The sequence below is a fragment of the Peribacillus sp. NPDC096540 genome (assembly GCF_050278525.1).
Taxonomy (GTDB): domain Bacteria; phylum Bacillota; class Bacilli; order Bacillales; family DSM-1321; genus Peribacillus.
Map to the genome: position 1 here is coordinate 13809 of NZ_JBNNTG010000029.1, position 25030 is coordinate 38838.

Here is a 25030-nt window from a genome sequence, read left to right on the forward strand (position 1 = left end):
TTCGGTACGATAAATCAAAATCCATCAACTGCCTTACCTACTGCTGCTTCCTCATTCTGCTCTTCTCCCCACCCCTTACAAACATCCACCCAATCCTTTGCTCCTGAATAATCAAATAATTCAGCGAGTTTGAGTTCTATTGCAGAGTTCGCACTTCCGCATGCTGGGAATAATGACTCAAAGCGCTTCATCGACACATCAAGGAAAACATCTAGGTCATTTGCCAACCCAAACGGGCAGACTCCTCCAATGGCATGACCGGTCTGTTCAAGCACATCCTCAGCTGACAACATTCTTGCCTTGAAGCCGAACATCTGGCGAAATTTCTTATTATCCACTTTTGCGTCCCCAGCCGCTACAACCAAAATCGCATTTTCACCTGCCCCCTTAAAGGAAAGAGTCTTAGCAATCCGCGCAGGGGTAACGCCGATGGTTTCTGCTGCCTCAATCACGGTAGCACTCGATGTTTCGAACTCCATTACATCGCCTTCCCGGTCCCATTTTTTAAAATGGCTCTTGACACTCTCGATCGACATATTTTATCCACTCCTTTGAAGTACATGTAAAAATAATATCATCATTTATTGCAATAAATCAAAATCCTTTTAGACATCCACAGCTTGAAAACTCATTATTTTAAAACCATTCTTTACAAATTGACGAAACAAGCTTACATGGGATACTATTAATCTTCGGGCAAAAGCCTAAACGTGGTTCGTAACCATCCCACGATAAAAAACTAGGGAGAGAGTAAAATGAATGTTCGTACACTCGTGATAAGCGGGTTATTGGCCGCCTTATATGTGGTGGTCTCATTGGTGTTTCAACCAATTTCATTTGGAATATATCAATTTCGGGTTCCGGAAATATTGAATCATCTGATTGTATTTAATAAAAAATATATCTACGGTATCGTGGGCGGCGTCTTCATATCGAATCTGCTCTTTTCGCCGATGGTGCCATATGACTTGATATTCGGGGTTGGGCAATCTCTGCTTGCCTTATTGCTTGTCATTTTTGCCTCACGCTTCATAAAGAGCATTAAAGGACGGATGATCGTTACGATTATCTTTTTCACATTCACCATGTTTTTAATTGCAATCGAACTGAACCTTGCCCTGGGTTTTCCATTCTGGTTAAGCTGGATGACCACGGCTGTCGGTGAGTTCATCGTCCTTTTGGTTGGTGCGCCACTTATTTATGGAATGAATAAAAGAATTCAGTTTGAAAAGTGGCTTTAAAGGAATCTTCGCTTCTTGAACCCACTATAATGGAAAAGAGCTATCTGCTTCATGCGGTAGCTCTTTTTTCACCATTGAACATGAAGATGATAAACTATTAGTTAGAATGGTGGTGCCCTTTTGAAAAAAATAATGACCTTAATCGGTCTACTGGTAATAGTAATATTTATCGTTTCCAATGCAGAATTATTCACTATGGTTTGGGAAAGTGATTTGGATTCAGTTATAACCATATTGACAGAAAACCTTTTGCTTACTTTTGTTGTGACATTTGTGTTGATGATTGTCCAAAATTCTTTTACCATTATACCCTTAATTTTACTTCTAACCATCAATGTCACGATATTTGGATTCATCTATGGGTACCTATGGAGTTGGGTTACAAGTGTCGTTGCTTCAGGATTCATTTTTTATGCAGCCAGGCACTGGTTTCAGGCACTCCTCTTAAAGAAAATGGGCCCAAAATGGAAAGAATCCGTTGTAGAGCATGGCTTTATGTACGTGTTTACTGGAAGAATTTTCCCGCTCATACCAACAAGTTTAATCAACTTGGCAGCTGGAGTCAGTTCTGTAACCTTCAAGGACTTTTTATTAGCGACCGCACTCGGCAATTTTATATACTTTTTCTTTCTATCGTTAATCCCTTATGGCCTCCTATCTGTGGAAATGAACCAATATACACTAGCTGTACTCGCCATCCTCTTCTTACTATTTTTCCTTATCTATAAACGCTTTAAGAAGAAAAAGAAAGTAACCTTCTTCAGGAAAAACAGGTGACCGTTAGGGCTCCTGTTTTTTTATTTATGATTCTGCATATATTTTTCTCTGATAGTTTGTTAAAATGTGTATGTATTTTTAACCTTTGAAATGTCGTAAATCAGGGAGAATCTCCATGTCCAAACGCTCCATTTTAGTACTATATATCCTATTTGGGATTCTTACACTAGTCGTATTCGACTACATTTTAACTACGAATATAGAAAACAAAGAGGTCTTTATTCAACTTCAAAGAGCAGAAGGAATTGTTTTTCTTTTATCAATAGGCTTGATTTTATTTCTTTATTTGGCTAAAAGAGAAAAATTCAAACAATTAAAAGAAGAGGAACAGCGTCGTCGCACGCTCATCAATTCAATGGTAGACTTCGTTAACTTCAAGGATGGAGATGGCCGATGGCTTGAATCCAACACCTTTGGTCTGCAATTATTTCAACTGGAACATGTAGACTATAAGGGAAAAAAAGACAGCGAGCTCGCAGAATACTCCGAATTTTATAAAGAGTCGTTAATCTATTGTGAAATTTCAGATGAAGAAACATGGATAAAAAAGGAGATTACCCGGTGTGAGGAAAACATCCCGCTTCCCAACGGCAATTATAAGACCTTTGATACCATCAAAGTTCCTTTGTTCTTTGAAGATGGTTCCCGAAAAGGCTTAGTGGTCATTGGCAGGGATATTTCTGAAAGAGTTGTCGCAGAAAATCAATTATTTGAGAGTGAACAACGCTATAAATCATTGTTCGAACACAACCCTTATCCGATGCTCATGCTTGATTTAACCGGAATAATTACCACCGTCAATCCAAGGTTTGAAACAGTTACAGGCTTTCATCAAGAAGAAATCGAAGGCTCCTCATTTATTGAGTTAAACTTTTCCGCAGAAGATGAAGAACTGATTCGTACATCCTGTCAATACGTCGTGGAAAACCAAAAGGGGATAAAAAAAGGAAAAGATATAGAATTTCTCACGAAAAACGGGAAGTCTCTTTTACTTTCATGTACATTTGTCCCAATGCTTATTGGAAATGAATTAGTCGGAATTATTACCTATGCTAAAGATGTGACTCAAATCAGAGAAACTGAAGCACGCTTAAGAAGAACCGAAAAGTTGTCAATAGTAGGTGAACTTGCTGCCAGTGTAGCACACGAAGTACGTAACCCATTAACTTCTTTAAAAGGATTCGTCCAGTTACTTAAAAAGAGCGACCATCCCTTTGAACAATACTACACTATTATGCTCAGTGAATTAGACCGAATCAATCTAATCGTAAGCGAATTACTTGTTCTTGCAAAACCTCAGGAACTCCCATTCAGTAAACATCAAATTATTGAACTGATGGATGAAGTCAAAACCTTGCTTAAACCAGAGGCAGACTCATATTCCACCAAAATATCAATAGATGTAAAAAATGAAATCCCGCTTCTCTCTTGTGAGGCAAATCAGCTCAAACAAGTGTTTATAAACATGATTAAGAACTCTATGGAGGCCTCCGCCGATCACATTTGGATTGATTTCGAGCAAATAGACAATACCCTTTCCATTACCATCAAGGATAATGGAAGTGGAATCGAAAAAAACCGTATGAAACATCTAGGAGAACCTTTTTATTCATCTAAAGAAAGAGGAACCGGTCTAGGATTGACCGTTAGTTGCCGAATTATTGAGGCGCACAAAGGAAAGGTTCTTTTTAACAGCGAGCTAAATCATGGAACCGAAGTCAAAATTATTTTACCAATATAAAGCTTAGGACAAGCCTATTAAATCTTGTCCTTTTTTGTAGTTTTAAAAAAAGACCCCAGAATTTTTGAAGCAGTCCCTTTGTAATGTAAAAAAAGAGAGAGAACGAATTTCTTTATTTTCCCCAAAAATGAAATGGATTCTGTTGATTGATTATCCATCGACATCATCTGGCTACCTGTGTTATTTGATTTAACTTTTTCGGTTTTACTAGATGTACTCATTTGTGTTGCTTCAACCTCTGCCTCTTTTGCAGCTTTGGCATCATCCACAGTTTCTTCCTCATTCATTCCACCAGAGAACCGACCAAGATCACCTTCATACCTTTTTCTTTAAACCTTTTCTTTAACAACGCCTCCCCCCTATATTCCTGCAAATGTGGTATCGTCAGGTTAATAAAGAAACCTTAATTATTTCTTAATGTGTGAACGACTAAATGGATGACATTTCCTGATGGATCCTTTGTTACAACAGCTTTTTTCTTCTCGTTTATGAATGATCCTAATTGCTGTAATCGATCCACTGTGTTTTTTCGTGCTTCTTCACTCGGTAATATCAGCGTGAACGATTTCAGTCCAACACTTGTTGGCTCCGGAGCAGGAGCCCCGACTCCATTCCATGTATTAAGGCCAATGTGATGATGGTAGTTACCAGTCGAGACAAATAGGGCTTGCCCTCCATATCGTACAACAATATTAAAACCTAGTCCTTTTGTATAAAACTCTTCGGTTGCACCAATGTCTGCAACGTGTAGATGAATGTGGCCCATTACGGTTTCACTTGGCAGACCTGTCCAAGGTGCTTCATCATTTTCTGCTAATAGTCCTTCTGCATCAAGGGCCACCGTACCCATTTCAACTTGACCATTCTGCCACTTCCAGGTTTCTTCCGACCTATCACTATATATTTCAATTCCATTTCCGTCAGGGTCCCCTAAATAAAGGGCCTCACTTACATAGTGATCAGAAGCTCCTTGCAGCGGATATTGGCTTTGAATCAAGTGCAGTAATATCTTAGCCAGATCAGCTCTGCACGGTACTAAAAGCGCAAAATGATATAAACCAGTTGTCCTCGGTTGCTTCGGTGTTACACCATCTGGTTGTTCCAAAATCAAGAGTGGTGTCTTTCCATCTACTGTTAACACTGCTTTATTAGCTGATTGCTCAAGTACTTCGAATCCAATAATTTCCTTATAAAATTGTAAACTACGCGATAAATCCTCTATAATGATATGTACATAGCCGACATAGGTGTTGGGATAACTTTGAAATTTCATTTTTTTCTTTCCTCTTTTCATTTTATTTACTTTAAGTAGGTTAATTTATAATAGTTATTTTATATCTTTCAGGTATTTCTTAATTTCCTTATATAAGTATATTTTTTTCACTGTTTTTTCACATTTTTATTTTATACTGAGCTTGCATAATCGTATGAAAGGGTGATTGCGCACCAATATGAAGAATTATCTATGGCTGGTTATCAGCCTATTCAGTTTGCTTTTATATCCAGTAACGGCTTCTGGTCATGCTTCTGTTATAAGTTCTAATCCTAGTCCAAATGAAGCAATGGATACCCTTCCTGAAAAAATTAGCATTCAATTCAGTGAAGATATACAACCAGCTTTCCATTCGCTTGAAGTTTTCAGCCAAGATGGGAGCAAAATTCAAATTCAAGACAGCAAAATCTCAGAAAAAAGTGAAAAAATACTTGAAGCTAGATGGAAAGGATCTATCGATGAAGGTATTTATTACATTAAATGGAGAGTGGTTTCAAGTGATGGCCACCCCATTGAAGGTACGATTCCCTTTCAATTTGGAGACTCAGCTGCAGTATCAGACCAAGAAAGTTCCGAAATGAATGCAGGTTTTCCGAATTCCATCAACGTTTTCCTGCAAAGTTTTCAATACATATCTTTTGCAGCCCTTACCGGAATCCTTTTTTTCCAATTATCGTTAATGAAGGATTCTCGCCTTTTTGAAGCCAGCAGAAGAGCCCGTCTATACCTTTGGCTTTCATATGCAGGTTTAGCATTTTCCATCTTCTTCAGTCTGCCTTTAAAGGTGACGATTGACGCTGGCGTAGGTTGGACTGATGCATTTAATGTGAGTTATATAAAAGAAGTATTGAATGCTACAAACTTTGGAACCATCTGGATCGTTGAAATTCTAATATTGCTTCTTCTATTTTTAGTTATTTACTTTATGCTGGAGAACTCCCTGAATAAATCACTACCCTTCCTTTCTTTCATCATAATAGCCAGCTTGATGGTTTGTAAGGCTTCAACAGGACATACGGCAGCTGTTCCTAATCAGGTTCTGGCCGTTTTGATGGATTTCCTCCATTTATTGTCCATGGCTTTATGGCTGGGCGGCCTTATGGCTTTATTGGTGATATTGCCTGGGCTTGCTGATCGGCAGATAGAAGATAAGAAAACATTTTACTGGTCAATCATTCAAAGGTTTTCCAGATGGGCATTTCTGTTTGTAATCATACTGATTGTTAGCGGAATATATAGCAGTTTACAGCATGTCCCTACTATCCATTCATTATTAAATACGACATACGGACAATTATTACTATGGAAAATTAGTCTTATGTTTATTATGATCATTTTGGGAGCATTTCATTTTTTCAAGGGGAAAAAGCAAGAGAAAAAACTTGGTTATAGTGTGGGAGTAGAGTTCGGTGTAGGAATCGTTGTTCTCCTTGTTGCGGCTCTATTAACAAATGTCCAAACTTCTATGTCTTCTCCTGGGCCAATTGAGAAAACTTTGATGACTGAAGAAAATAATGAGGTCACATTAATGGTAACTCCCAATGAAGTCGGTGAGAATCGAATCCAAGTAAACATATCCAATGATGAAGGCATGCCATATACCGAAATTGAACAGCTTACAATCATAATGGAGCCTGTAGATACTAGCGAAGGAGAAATAAAGCTTCAACTTCAGGAAGATAATACAGGTACGTATACATCAAAGTCGATTCTAACCATGTCAGGAAAGTGGAAGATTCAGGTACATGGATTAACTGAGAGTCTAGATTCAATTGATGCTGATTTTACAATATTAGTAGGAAATTCATAACAGAAGGGACTAATTCAAATGAAAAACATTTCAAAGCTTCTTATCTCTACATTTGCTGCACTATTCATTTTTTCCGGTTCTGCGAATGCACACGTTACTGTTAAACCTAGTTCATCTGCACCTGAGGCTTGGGAAACTTATACGCTTAAAGTACCCGTTGAAAAAGAAACTGCCACCACCAAGGTGACTTTAAAGATACCGGAAGGCATTACTTTTGAAAGCTATCAGCCTGTACCAGGGTGGAAAGTAACAACTGAAGGTGACAAAGAAGGTCATGTAAAAACGGTAACATGGGTAGCGACCGATGAAGGAATATCCGCTGGACAATTCCAGCAATTTTTATTCGTTGCTCAAAACCCTAAAGAAGAAACAAATGTAGCTTGGGATGCCTTTCAATATTATGAAGATGGTGAAATTGTTGAATGGAGCGGAGATGAAAGCTCCAACCTACCGCATTCTGTAACTGAAATTTCGGTAGCGCCCAAGGCTGCTGCAGAATCTACGGACCATGGTCACAAAAATGAAGCAGACACTAATAATTCCAAAACTACTGACAATGCAAAGGATTCCGTAACAACAGAAGGTGATAGCAATCAAACGTTGATCATCACTCTGGCTGCCATATCACTAATTCTTTCCATTGTAGCGCTTTTTGCAGCTCTAAGGAAAAATAAAAAATAATCATTATGGAAGGTGCCTCAAGAATCCTGGGGCACCTTTTTTCACTTCTAATATTCCATGACCATCGTTTTACTTGGTAACTGCAGATTTTCTGATTCTATGGTAATCTTAATGGATTTTTCAACTCTTTGTTCCGCTATTGTTAAGTTTAGCAGTCCATTTCCTTGTGCTTTTTTGCTTATTCCCAGATCTTCCGTATTTTTCACTAACTGTGCATATAATTCCGCTTCAGTTAGCTTACGGCCAAATTCCTTTTCACCAATCACTTTTAAGAGAGCTGCCGCGCCGCTTACATGAGGCGTAGCCATAGACGTTCCGCTCAGCCTAGCATATTTATTTCCTGGATACGTAGAGAGAATATCAACCCCTGGCGCTACCAAGTCAATTTCATCATTTGTATTTGAAAAATCCGCCATATTTCTGCTTAAATCCACTGCTCCGACTTCCACTACCTCGGGATACGCCCCTGGATAATCCAATTCGTCCGTATCATAACGGCCATCCCCACTATTTCCAGCTGCACAAACAACAAGGATATCTTTCTGAAGTGCTCTTTGAATGAGCTTATGTTCCGCCTCATCCGGAGGACCGCCTAGAGAAAGTGAAATAACTGAAACCTTTTCTTCATTAGGCCCCTTCCAATTAATCGCATACTCTAGGGCTCCATTAATCCAATTCATTTCGCCTTGTCCTTTTCCATTTAAGGCTTTCAATGCTAAAATACTTGCTTTCGGAGCCACTCCTACTACACCAACATTATTAATGGCAGCCAAAACCGTACCGCTGACATGTGTTCCATGCCCGTTATCATCTTGATAATCCCCGGTATTGGTAAAATCCTTTCCACCAATAATTCGTTCTTTGAGGTCTGGATGCTCCTTATCAATCCCTGTATCGATGACGGCAACGACCACGCCTTCACCATAATTGCTTTTTTCCCAAATTGCCGGGGCTTTCACAAGCTCTACACCCTCAGGAATTTTTTCTTTAACCGTGTCCATTACTTCAAGAACTTTGTAAGGTATTAATCTTTTTTCTCTTGTCATTTGATTACCCCTTCCTTCGTTCAATAAGTTAAACTGCCATCAGTGGGGGAACATCTATCCCGTCTGGTTGCCGTCTACCGTTGAAAGAGATGAGATCAAAAAACTCTTCTCTCTTATATATACCAGATTTTAGAAAATAAAAAAGAAGTTTTTTGAAAATTCCGTCTAAATAACTACTTTTTATTTCTTTTCCTTGTCATTATCTGGTACATTAATTATAGAACAAATGTTCCTGTAATACTATAAGAAAATTTTTATTTATGAAATTCTATTTTTCCATGTTAGATTTCAAAAAAAAGAAGCGACTCCGAATCGAGTCAACCTCCCTTAAATGAACTTAAGCCGCACCGCAGCATTTTTTGTATTTTTTCCCGCTGCCACATGGACATGGCTCATTTCTTCCGATGACTGGCTCTGTATGAACATGAGGCATTTTAGCCGCTTTTGCACTCTCCATGATAATTTGTGTGCCTTTTTCCTTCATTTGCTGATAGCGCTTCTTAAACAGTTCCATTACGTCTTTACTGTACTTTAACGTGTCTTCAGCAATATCCATCGCCTTTTGCTTTGAAATATTATAATCCTCTAGGGCGAATTGATTATCTCGGAATGAAACCCGAACTCCAAAATGCTGTCCGGCCTGACTGGTGGTCTTGCGCTCCTCCACGAATTCAAGGTACACTTCCTGGCAATCACATGTCTGATGCATGCAATAATAATCATATATCCAATACGTTTTATCTTCATACTTACTCTTTAAAGCAATTCCATCCTCAACGCCAAAAACATCCAAATATTTAATCGCTTTTCCATCTAGAATCTCAAATGGATCAATCGTTCTCATCTATAGACACATCCTAATTCATCAAAATTTATTCACCTATGTATTGTACAACCTAAATCCTCAATCGTCACTTGAAACGAAGCATAAGAAAGCCAAAATCCTATATGATAAAAGCCTATTAAAGAAATCTTATCGAACAAAAAAACAGCTGCCGCAGTGTGTTTATACTGAGGCAACTGCTCCTATATTTACTTTCCCTTAATTTTTCATTCGATCCAAGTAGTCAATTCATCAATCGGTGTTTTTTTAGCCGGTTTTGGCTCCATATCGGGATAACCCAAGTAAATGAATGCTAGTACTTCTCCTTTTGAGGATAAGTTGAAAAATTCCCGTACCTTCGTATGATAAGTGATTTTACCAGTTCTCCATACTGCCCCAAGGCCTAGAGAATGAGCCGCAAGAAGCATATTTTGAACGGCACTGTTCACTGCCGCATATTCTTCGGAAACGAGGACATTATTCTTATCACTAGGCTCTATGCCCACTGCAATGATGACAGGAGCCCTTAAGGGATTCTTTTTTTGTCTTTCCATCTTACTTATTAAACTCTCCGGAGTATCATCTGCATTTTCAATTCTTGTTATCTCTTCAAAGACCTGACCTAGTTTATTTCTTCCTTCTCCTGTTAGTACAAAAAAACGCCAAGGCTCTGTCCGATGATGATTAGGTGCATATGTTCCAGCTTCAATTATTTGTTCAATCAATTCTTTTGGTACCGGATCTTGTTTAACAACCCCAATACTCCTTCTCGTTTTTATAGCTTCAATAGTTTCCATGTAATCTCTCCTTATCCCTTTATCTCTAAAAGTTTCTGCTTTAGTTCATTCTCCATCGCGGCCAGTTCCTGTTCAGCATGTCGACGCTTATGCCTGCCTTCTTCTTGAATTCGCATTGTTTCTTCAAGCGTGGAAATTAAATTTGCTTGGGTGTTCTTTAATGTTTCAATATCGACTAGTCCTCGCTCATTTTCCTTAGCCGTTTCAATAGTATTTGTTTTCAGCATTTCCGAGTTTTTTAATAGCAAATCATTTGTCGTTTTGGAAACTTGCTTTTGAGCCTCTACAGCATGACGCTGCCTGATCAAGGTCAATGCAATTGCAACCTGATTTTTCCAAAGTGGAATGGCTGTCATGATTGAAGATTGGATTTTCTCGACAAGCGCCTGATTTGTGTTTTGTATCAGCCTAATTTGTGGCGCGCTTTGAATGGTAATTTCACGACTCAATTTCAAATCATGCAGCCTTTTATCTAATCGTTCGGCAAATTGGCGCATATCATTGACTTCTTGAAACTTCATTTGATCATTGCTTAATTCCGCAGACTTCTTTAGCTCTGGAATTGTTTTCTCGTGGATTTCTTCAAGTTTAATTTCCCCCGCTGCAATGTAGACATTTAACGCTTGAAAATATTCCTTATTTGTTTCATAAAGCTTTTCAAGGATTACGATATCCGATAGCAGGATATTCTTGCTCCGATCGAGTTTTACACTGATTCGATCTATTTGAGCCCCTGTTTTTTGATATTTAGAAAGTACTTCCTGTACAGAACCTGTCAACTTCCCGAACATACGAGCAAAAAACGAGGGCTTATCCTGTTTAAGCTCATCCGGGCTCAGATCGTTTAACTTCTTCATTAAATCACTGATAATGTCGCCCACTTCACCTACATCCTTTTTTTGTACATGCTCAAGCATCGAATTTGAAAAGGTCAAGAGCTTTGATTGAGCTGGTGTACCATAGGAAATCATCGCCTGATGATTTGTTGGGTCAATTTGTTCGGCAAGCTGGTAGGCCTTTGCCCGGTTTTCTTCTGGAATGACATCAATCAGTTTGACCGGCTTCGCTTCCTGAGGAGAAAGCTTCTCCAACTGCTGCACCTCGTCAAATGGATTAGCTAAAAGATCATCAATTAAATTTGCGTTAGTCGTATTATTTAACAGGTTTGGATCATTATTATTCATTTTAACCTCCTGCTTTCATCGATTACTTGTGACTCTTTTCTAGTTTTAATGGTTTGCTTAGCAACGTCCAATTCAAAGTTGAGGTTATCAATATCATCGGCAATTACTTTATATAAATCCTTTTCTATTGTTTTAGTAAGATCCTTTAAAGTTTTACGTGTTTCTGTTAAAGATAGTTCGAGCTCCTTATTCTTTCTGGGCTGCTGTGATAAAAAAACATATTTCTCTGCCAACTCCGTAGCTGAATCCAGATGGGAATAATAAAATTGTTCCGCCTGGTAAAACCGCTTCGGTTCTTTTTTGGTAAGACTATATATTTTCCTGATCATCTTTATCATATCCTTCCTCTGTTTAAAAGAAGAGATATGCCTGACTGAAATTAGTGCCTTTTGCACTCGCCATATTTTCGGTTTTGCTTCACTTAAATTTTTCTTTATATATTGATATTCTTTTCTTGTCAATTCATGTTTTTTGAGGAATCGTGAGGAAAAGTAGACGGAACTTAACCAGTATGCGAGGCCTCCTCCAACTAAAGAAAAAACAACAGAAAGAAAAAATGATTGATTCAATGCAAAATAGCTAATCAGCCAAACCGGCAAAACCATTGGAATTGCAATCAATATTGGAACAACATCGGCAAGAAAGCGATTCATTTTCAATACACTCCTGACTTACACTCTTTTCTATATATACGATTATCACAGTGATTGGTTTCAAGATGGAAAAAAATTTTCTTCTACTTAAACGATATAGGAACAGGATGGTTTCTGCAAATTTAGCGATGAATTTATATTTTCATTGGCAAATGACCCTCTTCATCATACTCCTTTTAGGATATTGCCTCATCGCTTTACTAAAACTCACATAAGTTATAGGGTATCTATCCCATTTACAAAGGAGAGCTAACTATGAATTTACACGGTTTTTATCCTTTTCCACAACAAAATGGAAATAATTTCAACCCATATTTCCAACAACCCGAACGATATGAATATGTTCCACAGCAAGATTGGCATTTTCAACAGATTCAAGACGATTCATATAGCCATTTGCCCGAGAAGTTTGATTTTGAAAGACAGCCGCCGCAAACTCAACAATTTGAAAGAAGAGTTCGGGAGCTTGAGCGTCAAAATGAGCAACAAACGAGAGAAATCACTCGACTTAACCCAGAGATTACGCGGGTGGATCGAGAAGTGAACCGTGTTAACCAGGAAATAACTAGGCTAAGTCAAAATGATCAGCGTCATACGAACAGATTGAACAGACTTAATCAAAGACTACGGGTCGTGGAAAGGAACTTGAGTATACCATTCTCCGCTACAGATGATGGCTTTTAGGAAAAAAAACAGCAGGAGCTCATTATGGGCCTCTGCTATTTTTTAGGTTTTCACTAAGTGCTCTTTCATCAAAAGGACATGATAATCAGCAATGTGAATTAATCAAACGATTGATTAAGAGGTTTAAACCTAGCACAGCAGCAAAAAAGATAAGATATCCCGTTTGAACTGCTTCTTTTGGTCACTTTCAGAAAATCCTGATGTTTCCATGAAATAATTGATGGTATTAATTCCACTCTGCGCGGCAGAGGTAAAATCAGCAACACTTTCCATTACGATGTCGGACTAGCTGGGATAAAGCGTCCGTTGACTATTCCCAGTAACCAAAACCTTCGTGATGAGTCCTTTGGTAACATCATGAATAAAATCCTTCGGTATGTATATAATTGCGGTATCTTGTTGCTTTGGAGCAGCTCTTCTGCCTCTTTTTGATCAACCTCCAACGTTGTCATAATCCCATTTTAATGTGGGTTATAAGTAAGCTGTTCGATAACCAACTTCGTTTCGACAGTAGGATATTCATGTACTCGGCTCTCTTCTTTCAGTAAGTGGTTTTCAATGACTGCTGCGCCCAATAAAAAGAAAATAGGAGTCAGCCACACTCCTGCGGCTGCCTTCCTATTTTTTTATAGTACCTTTAAATAAAAGGAAGTAAAAATCATATTGTTTCTCATGTAAACACACCCTACCTAAAACTTATCATCCGAATGATTGTCTTCAAATTCATAATAACCGTCATAACTAGCTTCATCGTAAATATCGAACTGATACATATCTTCTGGAATGAGCCCGTATTTGACACCAAGCTCCATTAAATTTGTTCCTACTTCTTTCTGAATTTTATACATCTCATTTTCAGAAATGTTCACTACGCTTAACCCTTCACCGGAATCAAGCTCCAAATCTGGCAGATCCACTTTATCCTTTAGCTTCGTCTTAGAATCTAGCTTGACTGTAACCGTTCCTGAATCCAAATCATCCTCTAGTCCAAGCTTTACTTCAAATTTCACATTGGAATAGTCTTTCTTTAGGTTAAGATCGCTCATTTGTTTAATTGCTCCCTTAAAGTCAGATGGCATATCAGAGAAATCACCACCAGCGATGTTCAGGTTAGAATTCCTAGTGATGCTCTGCTTACCACCTTTTTCTCCGATAATATCACTCTTCATCGTAAACTTGATTTCCTCAGTTTCCCCGTACTCTTCATACATAAAGGAAGCCATAAGATTTTCAGAACGCTTATTTTTATTAACAGCCACATCATTTGTAACTTGGAACATAACCTGGGAATCCTCATCTTTTTCAGGAGATAATGCAACGCTAAAATATTCAAATATCTGATCATTCCCATAAGGAATATTTTTACTGTTCATTTCTATATTAACCCTTGAGTTGCCGCCTACATCCATTGTTACTTTACGGTCGATAATTTGCTCACTTTTGTCAATTAGTAATGTAGAAGAAAACCCATTTGGAAAACTGATATCCTTCATTTCTATCTTTGCATCTTTTAACCCATTAACTAATTGTTGTTTCATTTCTTTTGTATCAAGCACCTCTACGTCTTCTGCCATCGCAGAAGCCTTCGCCACTTTTTGTGCCCGATTGACTATCATGTTATGAAGCTTATTATCTTCAATTAATTGATCCATAAAATCATTTAAAAGGTTTTTAGTTTCCGATGCAGATAGCTTAAGAGTCACTTCCCTTAACTTCACCGTCTCGCCTTCATGCTTATATTCCACGCCTTTTTTTACCTTAAAGTTTTCAACCTCTAATCGGTCCATCAAGAATATTCCATACCGTTTTTGAATATATTCCTGTTCCTTCTCCGTTAATTTCAGGTCCTGCCATTCAAGGTCAGATACTTCTAAGTTGTCAGGTCCGTCATATGAGGGATCAGTCCTACGCATGAACTCTCCATATTCATCAAAATTCAAATAAAAGAATTTTTCATATAACACCGGAACCTTCAAACCGAGTTTATCTTTGGATTGGAACATTTCCATATCCAACGCATTCTCCTTTTCAACATTCAAGGCTAATTTGTAGTGACCTTGTTTGCTTATAGGATCTTGTTCAGTATTGGCAGTAAGAGATACCTTCCTCAATAATTCTTGAAACTTTTCAAAGTCTGGATCATTTCCTAATGAATCCATTTCGACATTTCCACTAAGGGTCATTTCTGAACTTGAAGGTTGCTTCATCATTTTCTCTTGGAATTCAATTGAATTGCCATACCTATTGACCCATTCCTCTTTGGAATTCTGATACGTTTTGTATTCAGCCAGAAGATACAGCTCTTTCGGGGATTTATGAATAATAGCTGCAACTGAAACAGAAATGATGATACATACTAATACTGCCGTAATAATTAACGTTTTTTTCTTGAATGGCTTTTTTGAGGACTTTTCCTCGATTTGCTCTTGCCTCATTTCGGAAGCAGCCATTTCTATTTCTGTTATTTGTTTTTCACCTATAGAAGCGCCACATGATGGGCAAAGTTTAGAATCTTCATTCACTGGCTTACCACATGATTTACAATTTTTCATTTTTTAGGTTTCTCTCCCTTTTCCTACTCACTTAACACATAAAACCCTAAAAATTAGATCATAAACAATACACGTCAATAATTTCATATTTTTGGAAAATAACAGGCACCATTACCCATCTTATTAAATTCTTGTGAATCAAAATATTCTAGATTTCTAGAAAACAATTCTCATATTCATGTTCGGAAATCTATTGCCTTCAAATATAATGAATGGCCATTGATTAATCACCTCCACCCTTTACTTGTTTTGACTAAATACTTCTCGAAACACACGTCCAATAATATCTAGGAGTAAGTTTCCCTGCACCCTCTGTATAAGTATGTAAATACTCCATGAATTTATCACTAAAGAATTTTTACTAAAGTCCCTCCCAAGATCCTCATTTCACACTCCTTTCAAAAAGAATGTTTAACTATTTATTTTGGGGAATATTACATATTTAAATCGAAACAAAAAAGAACAGGAGCCACTCTTGCACTCCCGTTCTTTCTCGATCATTTCATAAAATGATTTAACTTTTCGTTTCTTGCATCTTGTTCTTCCTTAGAAGCCAAATCGTACTTCTTTAAAAGATGAAACAATTCGTTCAGTGATTCCTGCGAACTCTCGCTTTCTAGAAAGCGAATCAATTTCTCACTTAAGTCCTTTGGTAAAAATCCCATTTGACTCTCTAATTTCAATCTGACATCTTGCTGGGAATGATTTAGATTGCATGTACCCATTTATAAATCACCTCTTACTTTATTCTAAGATAAATCTTACCTTTTTACCTCTTCTTCCTGCCTAAAGTAATTCTCTGACTTAATAAACTCTGAAGAGGTATGAGTGGCCATGATACCATGATAGCTGATATCCAGGTTTAAATGGCGATAGCGATTGATACCACGCTTCCTCTGCTCTTCGCTTCTGCTCGTATCTGTGTATCCTAGTTTTAATTAATTCAATCTCCGACTCTTGTTTGCTCTTGACTCCTTGCAAAACTTCCATTACTTCTTTCAATGAAATTTGAAAAAACACTTTATTATACAAATCGTCCAAGATCGCCATCATGTTATATCGAGTCAACTTTAAAAAAACCTTTAAAAAATATAGCAGTTTTTAACTTAAGTTGAATTAATTGAATCGTACAATGCACTTATTTGTTTGGTTATCTGGCTCCCCTTACATACAAGAAAGAAAGCAGTTATCTCCCCATACTTATTTACTTTTCCCCCTATTAATCAATCGTTTGATTAAATATAGATATGCACAATAACCCTTAAATAATTAAACTCAATCCCTTTACTTTTTTGCACAAAAAAACTGCTCAGTTCCCCTGCACACCATCAATTTAAATATACCCCCCATCTCTTGACGAAACAATGGTAGTGACCTTTCAAAGGAAACTGTTTCCCTCAGACGCTAAAGCCACATTCGCCGTGTACTGATGACTGGGTCTTAGTAAAGCGGGTTGTTCAATTGAAGTATTAGCCAGTCGAGTTTGCTACCTTTTTATACTGAAGAAGCATACTCCTCCTCAATAAAATAATTAGAATTCGAAATACGCCGATTAAAATTATTTATAATGATTATCAAATTTCATCCTCAAGACCATTCGATTTTTAAGCTAACAAGGGATTGAAATCACTATTTTTCATGATCTAGATAATATTGGTAGGTATATAAAAATTGATATTTCGATACTCTAAAAAGGCAGTTAAAAAACCAAGGAGGTAACACCATGACAGTAATTAGTGATGTTAAAACGACTTTAGCTGGATTAAAAAGTGCTCAAGCAAACTTCGAGACCTTTGCCCTTTCAACAGACAACGAACAAGCCAAACAACTTTATCAACAAGCTGCTCAACAAACACAATCAATTGTTGACAGCGTTTCTCCTCGTATTGATCAGATTGAGCAAGAAGAACCACAATATAAGCAATAAGAAATCATATAAAAAGGTTGGTTGAGGCAACCAACCTTTTTTTATATCTTTAATTTGAGGAGGAAATTCCTTGAAATACAAAATGAAGACATTAAAAAGATTCCTTTTTTTAATAACCGTTATCGGGTTTGTCTCAGGATGTTCCGGAAATTCGAATCAAATAGATAATAATAAAAACTTGAATATTTCAAAGGTACATACTAGCAGTCCAATAGAGCAATCCGTGGCCAATCAGGCTAAAGATAAGCTATTAGCAGAGGAAGAGGTTTCGGATGTTAAAGCGGTAAATAGCGATAAGGAATTGTTAGTGGCAGTCAAAGTAGATAATTTTGATCGTTTCCGTTTAAAGAACATTAAAAAGCAAGCACAATCAGACTTAGAAAACATGTTCCCAGATTATAAAATTCTTATCTCGACTGACCAAAAGATGTTTTTAGAACTTGACCAGTTGGAACAAAAGCTCGAGAAAGATAAGACTAAGATGGATTCACTGAAAAAAGACTTCAAAAGAATCAAAAGTTTAATTAAGGAACAAGCGTGATGGAAGAGGTGATACAAGCATGTCCAATAATAAAAAGAAAAAATTAGCCCCTGTCCAACAAGAATATCAGCAACTTCAAACCCAATTGGAAACAAAAAGACCAGTACTACTAAATTGCATTAAAGCTTTTATCACTGGTGGAATCATTTGCCTTATTGGGCAGTTTATTCAAAATTTTTATATTCATTACTTTGATTTCACAGATCAAACGGCTGGGAATCCCACTGCAGGAACGCTAATATTCATCGCTATGCTTCTTACTGGATTTGGAGTATATGACCGAATCGCTCAATTTGGTGGAGCTGGATCTGCAGTACCGCTTACAGGATTCGGGAATGCTATCATATCAGCTGCTATTGAACATCGAACAGAAGGATTTGTTTTAGGAGTTGGTGGTAATATGTTTAAATTGGCAGGCTCCGTCATCTTGTTCGGCGTTTTTTCCGCATTTATTGTTGCTCTGATAAAAACAATTATTTTTCAATGGGGTGGTTTATAATGCTGACGGGTCACCGTACATGGGTTTTCGATCAAAAACCTGTCATACTCTCCACAGGAACTGTCGGGGGACCATTTGAAGCTAAAGGATTGCTTGCAGATGATTTTGATCTACTTCATTCCGATTTATGGCTAAATCAAGATTCCTATGAAAAGGCTCACAAAGTCCTCATAGAAGAAGCAAGTACAAAAGCAATTGAAAAGGCTGGACTTCAAAAGGATCAGATTCAGTTTTTCCTTGGTGGAGACCTCATTAATCAAATTACGCCTACAAGTTTTGCCTGTCGAACTTTGGGTACACCGTATCTCGGCTTATTTGGAGCGTGTTCTACCTCTATGGAGGGACTGGCTCTCGGCGCTTACCTTGTTAACACTAAAGGAGCGGATTATCTGTTAACAGGTGCTTCTAGTCATAACACCGCAGTTGAAAAGCAATTTCGTTACCCAACTGAATACGGCGGTCAAAAACCTCCCACTGCCCAATGGACCGTTACAGGTGCAGGAGTTGCCTTATTAAGTAGTTCCGGAGAAGGCCCTCGAGTTACTTCAGCCACAATCGGCCGGATAATTGACATGGGATTGACCGATCCCTTTAATATGGGAGGAGCTATGGCCCCAGCAGCTGTCGATACAATTGAGACCCATTTAAGAGAACGAAACATTGACCCTTCCTATTATGACTTAATAGTAACCGGAGATTTAGGAAAGATTGGACATGAAGTTTCATTAGAAATATTAAAAAAACACGGGACCCCAATACAGGAAGACCAGTATAAGGATTGCGGATTAATGATATACAGGGATGGTCAACCGGTCCTTTCTGGGGCAAGCGGACCTGGATGTTCGGCGACTGTTGTATACGGGCATTTATTGAATCGCATGAAAAAGGGTGAAATAAAACGAATGCTCGTTGTGGCTACCGGTGCCTTGTTATCTCCCCTTTCCTTTCAACAAAATGAGACGATTCCATGCATTGCCCATGCCGTATCAATTGAATATGGCGGTGAACCACGATTATGATTTACTTTTGGGCTTTTGTCGTCGGGGGCTCCATTTGTGTAATCGGGCAAATCATGTTTGATGTATTCAAACTCACGCCTGCACACACTTTAAGTACCTTTGTTGTAGTGGGAGCTCTTTTAGATGGTTTTGGTTTATATGAACCATTTATTGATTTTGCTGGTGCAGGTGCAACGGTCCCCATTACAAGTTTCGGGAATTCTCTTGTACACGGAGCAATGGCCGAAGCGGAAAAACATGGAATAATTGGTGTGGTCTCAGGAATGTTTGAAGTAACTAGTGCTGGGATATCAGCAGCGATCATTTTTGGTATGATTGGAGCCATTATTTTTAGACCTAAAGGATAAGGAGAATGTAGCATGACTGTAGCTTCTGAAGTAAAACAATGTGTCGCGAGCCTAAAAGGTGTGGAAGCTGGACTATCCAGCTTAGCGCTCCGAACTCAAGATGATGAATTGAAACGTACCCTGCATGAAACAATGTTAGTCGTGAATGATGTGATGAAGGATGTACAAAAGCGAGTGAGTGAGTTAGAACGGGAAGAACCACAATATAAGGGGTTTTAAATACCTATGAATTGCAGGGGGTGCTAAGTAATGCCTGAATGGTTAGAAATCGTTTTACGGTCACTATTTTTCTTAATTGTTCTTTTTTTAATCACAAAATGGTTAGGTAAAAAACAAATATCTCAGCTTTCCTTTTTTGAATACGTCACTGGCATAACCATCGGGAATGTTGGCGCAGAGTTAGCCACAAAGGTTGAAGGAAATATTGTACATGGTGTTCTTTCCATTCTCGTTTTTGCATTTGCTCCTTTCATTGCAGGATTACTTTCCATGAAAAGCAAAATTGTTCGTGATTTAGTCGAAGGGAAAGCAACAATTTTTATTAAAGATGGAAAAGTCATGGAGGCCAATTTAAAAAAGGAAAAGTATACAACTGATGAATTGTTGGGATTACTTCGAAAAAAGGATGTCTTTGATGTTTCCGAAGTCGAGTTTGGCTTATTAGAGGCCAACGGTGATTTTTCCGTCATGTTAAAAAAACAAAACCAGCCGCTTACTGCTAAAGATCTTAACCTGGCCGTTGCTTCAGTCAAGGAGGCTCAGACTGTCATTATGGATGGAGAAATCCTTGATGAACCACTTTCCACGATTGGCCTAAACCGAAATTGGTTAAAAACCGAATTGGATAAGCTAGGCGTAACCATCGAGAATGTCTTTCTTGGACAAGCAAATTCCAATGGTGAATTAAACGTGGATCTTTTTGATGATAAAATTAAAGTGCCATCTCCACAAGAAAAGCCTTTGATGCTAGCAACTTTGAAAAAATGCCAAGCAGACTTAGAGTTATTTGCCCTTGGAACTGAATCTACGGCAGCTAAAGAGATGTATAGCAAAAATAGTGAAAAGCTGCAACAAGCAATCGATGATGTAGCCTATATTTTAAAAAATTAAGGTGTATGCGTTAAATCTTTTTCGGCACTTTCATAACTGATGTAACTATTCCAATAACGACGATGGTTAGACATGAAAAAAGAAAAATTCTCATACCTAAGATGAAGACGGCAGCTGTAATAATGAGTGTATCGATGACAATAATAACTATAGCAATATCTATGGAGGAAGATTTGGAAATGAATTTTGCTAACAAATCTGTTCCTCCGCTGCTTGTCTCATATCGAAGCATAAGCCCTATGCCCAGCCCAATGATAGCTCCTCCAATTAACGAACTACTGAGAATGGAAATAGAAAATGCCTTTTTTAATGGACTCAACCAATCCATAAAAAGAGAAGTCAAAAGTAATCCATGGATGCTGCTATAGAAAAAGTGACGTTCATAGTGCCAAGCATATATAAATAAAGGAATACTAAGAACTAACATGGATAACCCCGTTTGAAAACCCAAAAAATAATGAATAATAAGAGCAATTCCAATAACACCGCCATCTATTAAATGATAAGGAACTAAAAAACCATTAATTCCAATACCGATCAAAAAGCTACCAACAATTACGGCCACCACTTTTTGGAAATTAATAAAATCACCTTACCTCCCTTTCGATATTCCATAATATATGTCCAAGTTAGAACGTCAAGAATATACATGTAAAAAAAAATTTCCCCTCAGTACTCTTACTACAATTCTTGACATCACAATAAAAAAGCAGCGCCCTTTATGGGTCCTGCTTCATCTTCTCAATCTAACAAAGACACTTATTATATAAATTCATATAAAATAAGCCCAGTCCAATGACTGGGCCCTTTCATCATTATTTCAATTCTAACAACACTACATTTTCAACGTGTGTAGTCATCGGGAACATGTCGACAGGTTGGATATCAACTGTTCTATATCCGCCTTCTTCTAAAATATGAAGGTCCCGTGCTAAGGTTCCTGGGTTACAAGATACATAAACGACCTTTTTCGGTTTCATTTCAATGATTGTGTTTAAAAGAGATTCTTCACAACCTTTACGAGGCGGATCAACAACGATGACGTCTGCCGTATTACCCTTTTGATACCATTCAGCAATGACGTTTCCTGCATCACCAACGATAAATTCTGCATTTGTGATTTCATTTATTTCAGCGTTGCGGCGTGCATCTTCAATCGCTTCTGATACAACTTCCACACCAATAACTTTTTTCGCTTTTTGCGCTAAGAATAATGAAATGGTACCAATGCCACAATAAGCATCAATCACAGTTTCTTCGCCCGTTAGTCCAGCATAATTAAGTGCTTTATCATAAAGGACCTTCGTTTGATCAGGATTAATTTGATAAAAGGATTTTGCGGAAATCGCAAATTTCACGTCACCGATCATATCATAGATCACTTCGTTTCCCCATAGCAAAGTCATGTTGTCGCCCAAGATAACATTTGTTTTCTTCGAATTTACGTTTTGAACGATTGATTTCACCTGTGGAAGGCGTTCAACAATTTCCTTCACGATTGTTTCGATGAAAGGGATACTATTCGTTCTTGTAACGAGTACTATCATTAATTCGCCTGTTTGCTTGCCATAACGAGCCATAATGTGACGCAATACACCTTTATGCGTTTCTTCATTATAAGCAGGGATACCAAGTTTACTGATGATTTCTTTTACAACTTGAACAGCTTCACTAATCACTTCGTTTTGGATAATACTTTCTTTCGTTTCTACAATTTCATGTGTCCGTGGTTTAAAGAATCCCGCTATTAGCTTGCCGTCCTTTTCACCAACAGGTACTTGCGCTTTGTTACGATAATGAGTTGGGTTCTCCATCCCAATTATCGGATGAACCTTCGCATTCTCAAGTTTTCCAATGCGCGTCATCACTTCACGTACTTGTTTTTCTTTGAATTCCAACTGTCCTTCATAGCTCATATGCTGTAGCTGACAGCCACCGTATTTATGAAAGTCTTCAGTTGTAACCTCTACTCGATATGGACTATTTTCTATAATCTCCATCAAACGTCCGAAGCCATAACCTTTATTTGTCTTCATTACTTTAACTTTTGCCTTTTCACCAGGAAGGGCATTCTGAACAAAAATCGGATAGCCATCAACTTTAGCTACTCCAGCTCCTTCGTGCGTTAAATCTTCGAATAAAACCTCTATAATATCATTTTTAGCAACGGGTGCTGTTTTTTTCATATCATCTTCTCTTTTCTTTTATAAGCTAGCCTGTATTTTACCACAATCAGAGCCTTGCCACAAAACGACTCACCAATTTACGATGATTTTCATAAAATAATAGTAGAAGGAATTACGTTTTTTTCATAGTTCATGTATAAAAGCGAGGTAAAAAAAGAAAAATAAGGAAAAATAGATGAGGTGAGGAAATGGGTTTGTTTAACTCTATATCGGCCTGGAATGCAAACAGGCTAGAGAAACATCGAGTAAGTATGGAGGAAAAGGGCCTCTGTCCGGATTGTTATGGGCGAGGATACAGCTCCTTCGTACCAACGGAATATCATTTTTCCGATATACACGACTGTCCCGGCTGCAACGGTACCGGCACTTATACTGATTGGGCAGCGATGAACGGACAGCAAATGTAGATACATTCCATTAAGAAAAGTTTATTGAATGGTGGAAGTAGCGAACTATCAATAACACAAAAAAAGGACCCCCTGTTAAACAAGGGGTTCTTCTAATTTTTTTACCATATATCCAAATTCAAAGCCACTTATCTCAATAGTTTTTATTTTTTTATATCCTAACCTGTTATAGAGACGCTTTGCCCCTTCATTCACATCTTCAACGACTAAGGAAACCCTTGGGTAGCCTTTTTCCTTAGCGTACTCCTCAACATATTGAATCAGTGCACTTCCAATTCCTTTTCCTTGAAAATTCGGGTCAACACTTAATGTATCCAGATAAAAGTCATCACTCTCTGCTTCCTTGTCGAGTGTAATGCTCGAATCTTTCATTTTACGCCGTAATTCTTCAACTATTGGTTCATCTAATCCTTTGGCATCTTTTCCATGATAGGCAATGATCAGTCCAGATACTTCCCCGTTATGTTCACTAACAAACGTATTTTCATAACTCATTCGATTTCCACTTTTTCTAAAAAAATCGGCAAGAACAGCCAGTATTGTTTCTTCTTCTGTTTCGCCGGTTAACGCCTCTGCTATTTCCTTTATTGCAAGCCTTGTTAATAATGCTGCCTTTTCTGCGTCTTCTGGTGTTGCTCTTCTAATGTACACGTTACCCATTCTCCTTGCTAGATTAAAATTAAAAGGTCACCCACTTTAGTGACCTTCTTTTCATTATTTATTTGTTGGATCGTCCGGCAATATTCCTTCCGGGATGAATACATCAAAATGACGGTACTGGTTCACGAATTCAGCTGGGGCCATGCCACCAAATTCCCCGTCCAAATTAAGCATCATGTCTTTTTTTGCAGTTACTTTGATTCGATTTGCTTTTTCATAAATGACATTTTTATCATGTATATGTTCGCCGCGCATTGCCAAAGTTACGACTCGGACAATATCAGCAAGATTGGCCTTTTTCAAAATAAGTAACGTGAACATGCCGTCATTTAGGGATGCGTCCGGAGCGAGTTTTTCGAAGCCGCCGACCGAATTTGTATTGGCGACTAAAAATAGCATAATCTCGCCTTCGAAAAGCTTTCCATCATATTCAATCGATACTTCTGTCGGTTTGATAGAAGGCAGCATTTCAATCCCTTTAATGTAGTAAGCTAGCTGCCCAAGCATTGTTTTCAGCTTGATTGGCACGTCGTAGGTCAACTCCGTCAATCGACCCCCACCAGCAATATTAATGAAATATTTATCATTCATTTTTCCAATATCGATTGGCATCGTATGTCCACTGGCAATTATCTCAGCTGCCCCTTCGATTGACTTCGGTAAATGCAGCGCTCGCGCGAAATCATTCGTCGTTCCTGTCGGAATAATTCCTAGTTTTGGGCGTTTTTCTGCAGTGGCCAGTCCATTAACAACCTCATAAATCGTTCCGTCGCCCCCTGCTGCAATGACAATATCATAGCCGCGTTCAATGGCAATTTTAGCTGCATTCGTTGCATCACCAGCACCGGTCGTCGCATGTGCAGAAGCCTCATATCCGGCTGCTTCAAGCTTTGCAAGCACCCCTGGTAAACTCTTCTTAATGGCTTCCCGGCCTGATGTCGGGTTGTAAATCAACCTTGCTCTTTTCATTTCCCATCATCCTTATACAAATTGATTCCATAAATTACATATTAATCGTTCACTACATGAAAAGCAATATTCGAAAAAAAGAGGACCGCATATCGGCCCAATT

General features: G+C 38.1%; 28 protein-coding genes, 1 pseudogene and 1 riboswitch. Of the genes and pseudogenes, 14 read left to right on the top strand and 15 right to left on the bottom strand.

Translation table 11 applies throughout. From position 1 onward, the window contains the following. Positions 1-14 precede the first annotated feature (14 nt). Positions 15-536, bottom strand: a complete 522-nt coding sequence (locus ACQKMR_RS21210; RefSeq protein WP_427699099.1) for a YbaK/EbsC family protein — start codon at positions 534-536, stop codon at positions 15-17. A 168-nt stretch (positions 537-704) separates the two neighbouring features. Beyond that, positions 705-749, top strand: a riboswitch (PreQ1 riboswitch). A 6-nt stretch (positions 750-755) separates the two neighbouring features. On the opposite strand from ACQKMR_RS21210, the gene ACQKMR_RS21215 reads away from it, so the two are divergent. From ACQKMR_RS21215 to ACQKMR_RS21225, 3 genes are all read left to right on the top strand, one after another. Continuing rightward, a complete protein-coding gene (locus ACQKMR_RS21215) occupies positions 756-1241 on the top strand; it encodes a QueT transporter family protein (RefSeq protein WP_427699100.1) in 486 nt (161 codons plus the stop codon). A 120-nt stretch (positions 1242-1361) separates the two neighbouring features. Next, on the top strand, positions 1362-2018 hold the full coding sequence (locus ACQKMR_RS21220; RefSeq protein WP_427699101.1) for a TVP38/TMEM64 family protein: 657 nt from the start codon (positions 1362-1364) through the stop codon (positions 2016-2018). A 115-nt stretch (positions 2019-2133) separates the two neighbouring features. Next, on the top strand, positions 2134-3759 hold the full coding sequence (locus ACQKMR_RS21225; protein ID WP_427699102.1) for a PAS domain S-box protein: 1626 nt from the start codon (positions 2134-2136) through the stop codon (positions 3757-3759). 17 nt (positions 3760-3776) lie between these two features. Here the strand turns inward: ACQKMR_RS21225 and ACQKMR_RS21230 are convergent, their stop codons facing one another. Continuing rightward, positions 3777-4046, bottom strand: coding sequence for a hypothetical protein (locus ACQKMR_RS21230; RefSeq protein WP_427699103.1), 270 nt, complete (start codon positions 4044-4046; stop codon positions 3777-3779). A gap of 116 nt (positions 4047-4162) precedes the next feature. After that, complete coding sequence (locus ACQKMR_RS21235) at positions 4163-5032, bottom strand: VOC family protein (protein WP_427699104.1); 870 nt, start codon at positions 5030-5032, stop codon at positions 4163-4165. A gap of 178 nt (positions 5033-5210) precedes the next feature. Here ACQKMR_RS21235 and ACQKMR_RS21240 point away from each other — a divergent pair, with 178 nt between their 5' ends. Together ACQKMR_RS21240 and ACQKMR_RS21245 are read left to right on the top strand one after the other, a co-directional pair. Further along, complete coding sequence (locus tag ACQKMR_RS21240) at positions 5211-6842, top strand: copper resistance protein CopC (protein WP_427699105.1); 1632 nt, start codon at positions 5211-5213, stop codon at positions 6840-6842. Between the two features lie 18 nt (positions 6843-6860). Next, entirely contained in the window at positions 6861-7523 is a 663-nt protein-coding gene (locus ACQKMR_RS21245) for a YcnI family protein (protein ID WP_427699106.1), read from the top strand. Between the two features lie 47 nt (positions 7524-7570). Here the strand turns inward: ACQKMR_RS21245 and ACQKMR_RS21250 are convergent, their stop codons facing one another. From ACQKMR_RS21250 to ACQKMR_RS21270, 5 genes and pseudogenes are all read right to left on the bottom strand, one after another. Continuing rightward, positions 7571-8569, bottom strand: coding sequence for a S8 family peptidase (locus ACQKMR_RS21250; RefSeq protein ID WP_427699107.1), 999 nt, complete (start codon positions 8567-8569; stop codon positions 7571-7573). 337 nt (positions 8570-8906) lie between these two features. After that, a pseudogene (locus tag ACQKMR_RS21255) lies at positions 8907-8984 on the bottom strand (SEC-C metal-binding domain-containing protein); the annotation flags it as partial. 635 nt (positions 8985-9619) lie between these two features. Continuing rightward, on the bottom strand, positions 9620-10189 hold the full coding sequence (locus ACQKMR_RS21260; protein WP_427699108.1) for a nitroreductase family protein: 570 nt from the start codon (positions 10187-10189) through the stop codon (positions 9620-9622). Between the two features lie 11 nt (positions 10190-10200). Then, positions 10201-11373, bottom strand: coding sequence for a toxic anion resistance protein (locus ACQKMR_RS21265; protein WP_427699109.1), 1173 nt, complete (start codon positions 11371-11373; stop codon positions 10201-10203). Then, on the bottom strand, positions 11370-12026 hold the full coding sequence (locus ACQKMR_RS21270; RefSeq protein ID WP_427699110.1) for a 5-bromo-4-chloroindolyl phosphate hydrolysis family protein: 657 nt from the start codon (positions 12024-12026) through the stop codon (positions 11370-11372). The genes ACQKMR_RS21265 and ACQKMR_RS21270 overlap by 4 nt, the downstream gene beginning before the upstream one ends. A 255-nt stretch (positions 12027-12281) precedes the next feature. Between ACQKMR_RS21270 and ACQKMR_RS21275 the strand changes: the two genes are divergently transcribed. Beyond that, entirely contained in the window at positions 12282-12710 is a 429-nt protein-coding gene (locus tag ACQKMR_RS21275) for a hypothetical protein (protein ID WP_427699111.1), read from the top strand. 461 nt (positions 12711-13171) lie between these two features. Here ACQKMR_RS21275 and ACQKMR_RS21280 read toward each other — a convergent pair whose 3' ends face one another. The 3 genes from ACQKMR_RS21280 to ACQKMR_RS21290 form a co-directional block, all read right to left on the bottom strand. Further along, entirely contained in the window at positions 13172-13312 is a 141-nt protein-coding gene (locus ACQKMR_RS21280; protein ID WP_427699112.1) for a hypothetical protein, read from the bottom strand. An 87-nt stretch (positions 13313-13399) separates the two neighbouring features. Next, entirely contained in the window at positions 13400-15262 is a 1863-nt protein-coding gene (locus ACQKMR_RS21285; protein ID WP_427699113.1) for a hypothetical protein, read from the bottom strand. A 497-nt stretch (positions 15263-15759) separates the two neighbouring features. After that, positions 15760-15987: a hypothetical protein gene (locus tag ACQKMR_RS21290; protein ID WP_427699114.1), complete on the bottom strand. Its 228-nt coding sequence runs from the start codon at positions 15985-15987 to the stop codon at positions 15760-15762. A 998-nt stretch (positions 15988-16985) separates the two neighbouring features. Between ACQKMR_RS21290 and ACQKMR_RS21295 the strand changes: the two genes are divergently transcribed. The 7 genes from ACQKMR_RS21295 to ACQKMR_RS21325 all read left to right on the top strand — a co-directional run bounded on the left by ACQKMR_RS21295 (position 16986) and on the right by ACQKMR_RS21325 (position 20705). Next, positions 16986-17189 (top strand): DUF1657 domain-containing protein, encoded by a 204-nt coding sequence (locus ACQKMR_RS21295; protein ID WP_340455010.1) that lies wholly within the window; start codon positions 16986-16988, stop codon positions 17187-17189. 70 nt (positions 17190-17259) lie between these two features. Next, complete coding sequence (locus tag ACQKMR_RS21300) at positions 17260-17730, top strand: YhcN/YlaJ family sporulation lipoprotein (RefSeq protein WP_427699115.1); 471 nt, start codon at positions 17260-17262, stop codon at positions 17728-17730. Positions 17731-17749: 19 nt separating this feature from the next. After that, positions 17750-18229, top strand: a complete 480-nt coding sequence (gene spoVAC / locus ACQKMR_RS21305; protein WP_427699116.1) for a stage V sporulation protein AC — start codon at positions 17750-17752, stop codon at positions 18227-18229. After that, positions 18229-19248 carry a stage V sporulation protein AD gene (gene spoVAD, locus ACQKMR_RS21310; RefSeq protein ID WP_427699117.1) on the top strand — a complete coding sequence of 340 codons (1020 nt, stop codon included), beginning with the start codon at positions 18229-18231 and terminating at the stop codon, positions 19246-19248. The genes spoVAC and spoVAD overlap by 1 nt, the downstream gene beginning before the upstream one ends. Then, on the top strand, positions 19245-19595 hold the full coding sequence (gene spoVAE / locus ACQKMR_RS21315; RefSeq protein WP_427699118.1) for a stage V sporulation protein AE: 351 nt from the start codon (positions 19245-19247) through the stop codon (positions 19593-19595). Before spoVAD ends, spoVAE begins: the two co-directional genes overlap by 4 nt. Positions 19596-19607: 12 nt before the next feature. After that, positions 19608-19814 (top strand): DUF1657 domain-containing protein, encoded by a 207-nt coding sequence (locus tag ACQKMR_RS21320; protein WP_427699119.1) that lies wholly within the window; start codon positions 19608-19610, stop codon positions 19812-19814. Between the two features lie 30 nt (positions 19815-19844). Continuing rightward, positions 19845-20705 (top strand): DUF421 domain-containing protein, encoded by an 861-nt coding sequence (locus ACQKMR_RS21325; protein ID WP_427699120.1) that lies wholly within the window; start codon positions 19845-19847, stop codon positions 20703-20705. A 10-nt stretch (positions 20706-20715) separates the two neighbouring features. On the opposite strand, the gene ACQKMR_RS21330 is transcribed toward ACQKMR_RS21325, so the two are convergent. After that, on the bottom strand, positions 20716-21273 hold the full coding sequence (locus ACQKMR_RS21330) for a YitT family protein (protein ID WP_427699121.1): 558 nt from the start codon (positions 21271-21273) through the stop codon (positions 20716-20718). A gap of 247 nt (positions 21274-21520) precedes the next feature. Then, the gene (gene rlmD, locus ACQKMR_RS21335) at positions 21521-22891 is read right to left on the bottom strand and encodes a 23S rRNA (uracil(1939)-C(5))-methyltransferase RlmD (protein WP_427699122.1); all 1371 of its coding nucleotides are present in this window, start codon (positions 22889-22891) and stop codon (positions 21521-21523) included. A 188-nt stretch (positions 22892-23079) separates the two neighbouring features. On the opposite strand from rlmD, the gene ACQKMR_RS21340 reads away from it, so the two are divergent. Further along, positions 23080-23298 carry a methionine aminopeptidase gene (locus tag ACQKMR_RS21340; RefSeq protein WP_427699123.1) on the top strand — a complete coding sequence of 73 codons (219 nt, stop codon included), beginning with the start codon at positions 23080-23082 and terminating at the stop codon, positions 23296-23298. A gap of 75 nt (positions 23299-23373) precedes the next feature. On the opposite strand, the gene ACQKMR_RS21345 is transcribed toward ACQKMR_RS21340, so the two are convergent. Continuing rightward, entirely contained in the window at positions 23374-23949 is a 576-nt protein-coding gene (locus ACQKMR_RS21345; protein WP_427699124.1) for a GNAT family N-acetyltransferase, read from the bottom strand. A gap of 63 nt (positions 23950-24012) precedes the next feature. Then, entirely contained in the window at positions 24013-24927 is a 915-nt protein-coding gene (locus ACQKMR_RS21350; protein ID WP_427699125.1) for a diacylglycerol kinase, read from the bottom strand. Positions 24928-25030 lie beyond the last annotated feature (103 nt).

What these genes read in the sequence shown, in the direction of transcription:
- ACQKMR_RS21350 (WP_427699125.1), bottom strand. Translation starts at nt 24,927, where the DNA reads ATGAAAAGAGCAAGGTTGATTTACAACCCGACATCAGGCCGGGAAGCC.
- ACQKMR_RS21235 (WP_427699104.1), bottom strand. Translation starts at nt 5,032, where the DNA reads ATGAAATTTCAAAGTTATCCCAACACCTATGTCGGCTATGTACATATC.
- ACQKMR_RS21340 (WP_427699123.1), top strand. Translation starts at nt 23,080, where the DNA reads ATGGGTTTGTTTAACTCTATATCGGCCTGGAATGCAAACAGGCTAGAG.
- ACQKMR_RS21210 (WP_427699099.1), bottom strand. Translation starts at nt 536, where the DNA reads ATGTCGATCGAGAGTGTCAAGAGCCATTTTAAAAAATGGGACCGGGAA.
- ACQKMR_RS21215 (WP_427699100.1), top strand. Translation starts at nt 756, where the DNA reads ATGAATGTTCGTACACTCGTGATAAGCGGGTTATTGGCCGCCTTATAT.
- ACQKMR_RS21285 (WP_427699113.1), bottom strand. Translation starts at nt 15,262, where the DNA reads ATGAAAAATTGTAAATCATGTGGTAAGCCAGTGAATGAAGATTCTAAA.
- ACQKMR_RS21245 (WP_427699106.1), top strand. Translation starts at nt 6,861, where the DNA reads ATGAAAAACATTTCAAAGCTTCTTATCTCTACATTTGCTGCACTATTC.
- ACQKMR_RS21230 (WP_427699103.1), bottom strand. Translation starts at nt 4,046, where the DNA reads ATGAATGAGGAAGAAACTGTGGATGATGCCAAAGCTGCAAAAGAGGCA.
- spoVAD (WP_427699117.1), top strand. Translation starts at nt 18,229, where the DNA reads ATGCTGACGGGTCACCGTACATGGGTTTTCGATCAAAAACCTGTCATA.
- ACQKMR_RS21225 (WP_427699102.1), top strand. Translation starts at nt 2,134, where the DNA reads ATGTCCAAACGCTCCATTTTAGTACTATATATCCTATTTGGGATTCTT.
- ACQKMR_RS21320 (WP_427699119.1), top strand. Translation starts at nt 19,608, where the DNA reads ATGACTGTAGCTTCTGAAGTAAAACAATGTGTCGCGAGCCTAAAAGGT.
- spoVAC (WP_427699116.1), top strand. Translation starts at nt 17,750, where the DNA reads ATGTCCAATAATAAAAAGAAAAAATTAGCCCCTGTCCAACAAGAATAT.
- ACQKMR_RS21250 (WP_427699107.1), bottom strand. Translation starts at nt 8,569, where the DNA reads ATGACAAGAGAAAAAAGATTAATACCTTACAAAGTTCTTGAAGTAATG.
- spoVAE (WP_427699118.1), top strand. Translation starts at nt 19,245, where the DNA reads ATGATTTACTTTTGGGCTTTTGTCGTCGGGGGCTCCATTTGTGTAATC.
- ACQKMR_RS21325 (WP_427699120.1), top strand. Translation starts at nt 19,845, where the DNA reads ATGCCTGAATGGTTAGAAATCGTTTTACGGTCACTATTTTTCTTAATT.
- ACQKMR_RS21270 (WP_427699110.1), bottom strand. Translation starts at nt 12,026, where the DNA reads ATGAATCGCTTTCTTGCCGATGTTGTTCCAATATTGATTGCAATTCCA.
- ACQKMR_RS21295 (WP_340455010.1), top strand. Translation starts at nt 16,986, where the DNA reads ATGACAGTAATTAGTGATGTTAAAACGACTTTAGCTGGATTAAAAAGT.
- ACQKMR_RS21275 (WP_427699111.1), top strand. Translation starts at nt 12,282, where the DNA reads ATGAATTTACACGGTTTTTATCCTTTTCCACAACAAAATGGAAATAAT.
- ACQKMR_RS21240 (WP_427699105.1), top strand. Translation starts at nt 5,211, where the DNA reads ATGAAGAATTATCTATGGCTGGTTATCAGCCTATTCAGTTTGCTTTTA.
- ACQKMR_RS21290 (WP_427699114.1), bottom strand. Translation starts at nt 15,987, where the DNA reads ATGGGTACATGCAATCTAAATCATTCCCAGCAAGATGTCAGATTGAAA.
- rlmD (WP_427699122.1), bottom strand. Translation starts at nt 22,891, where the DNA reads ATGAAAAAAACAGCACCCGTTGCTAAAAATGATATTATAGAGGTTTTA.
- ACQKMR_RS21260 (WP_427699108.1), bottom strand. Translation starts at nt 10,189, where the DNA reads ATGGAAACTATTGAAGCTATAAAAACGAGAAGGAGTATTGGGGTTGTT.
- ACQKMR_RS21265 (WP_427699109.1), bottom strand. Translation starts at nt 11,373, where the DNA reads ATGAATAATAATGATCCAAACCTGTTAAATAATACGACTAACGCAAAT.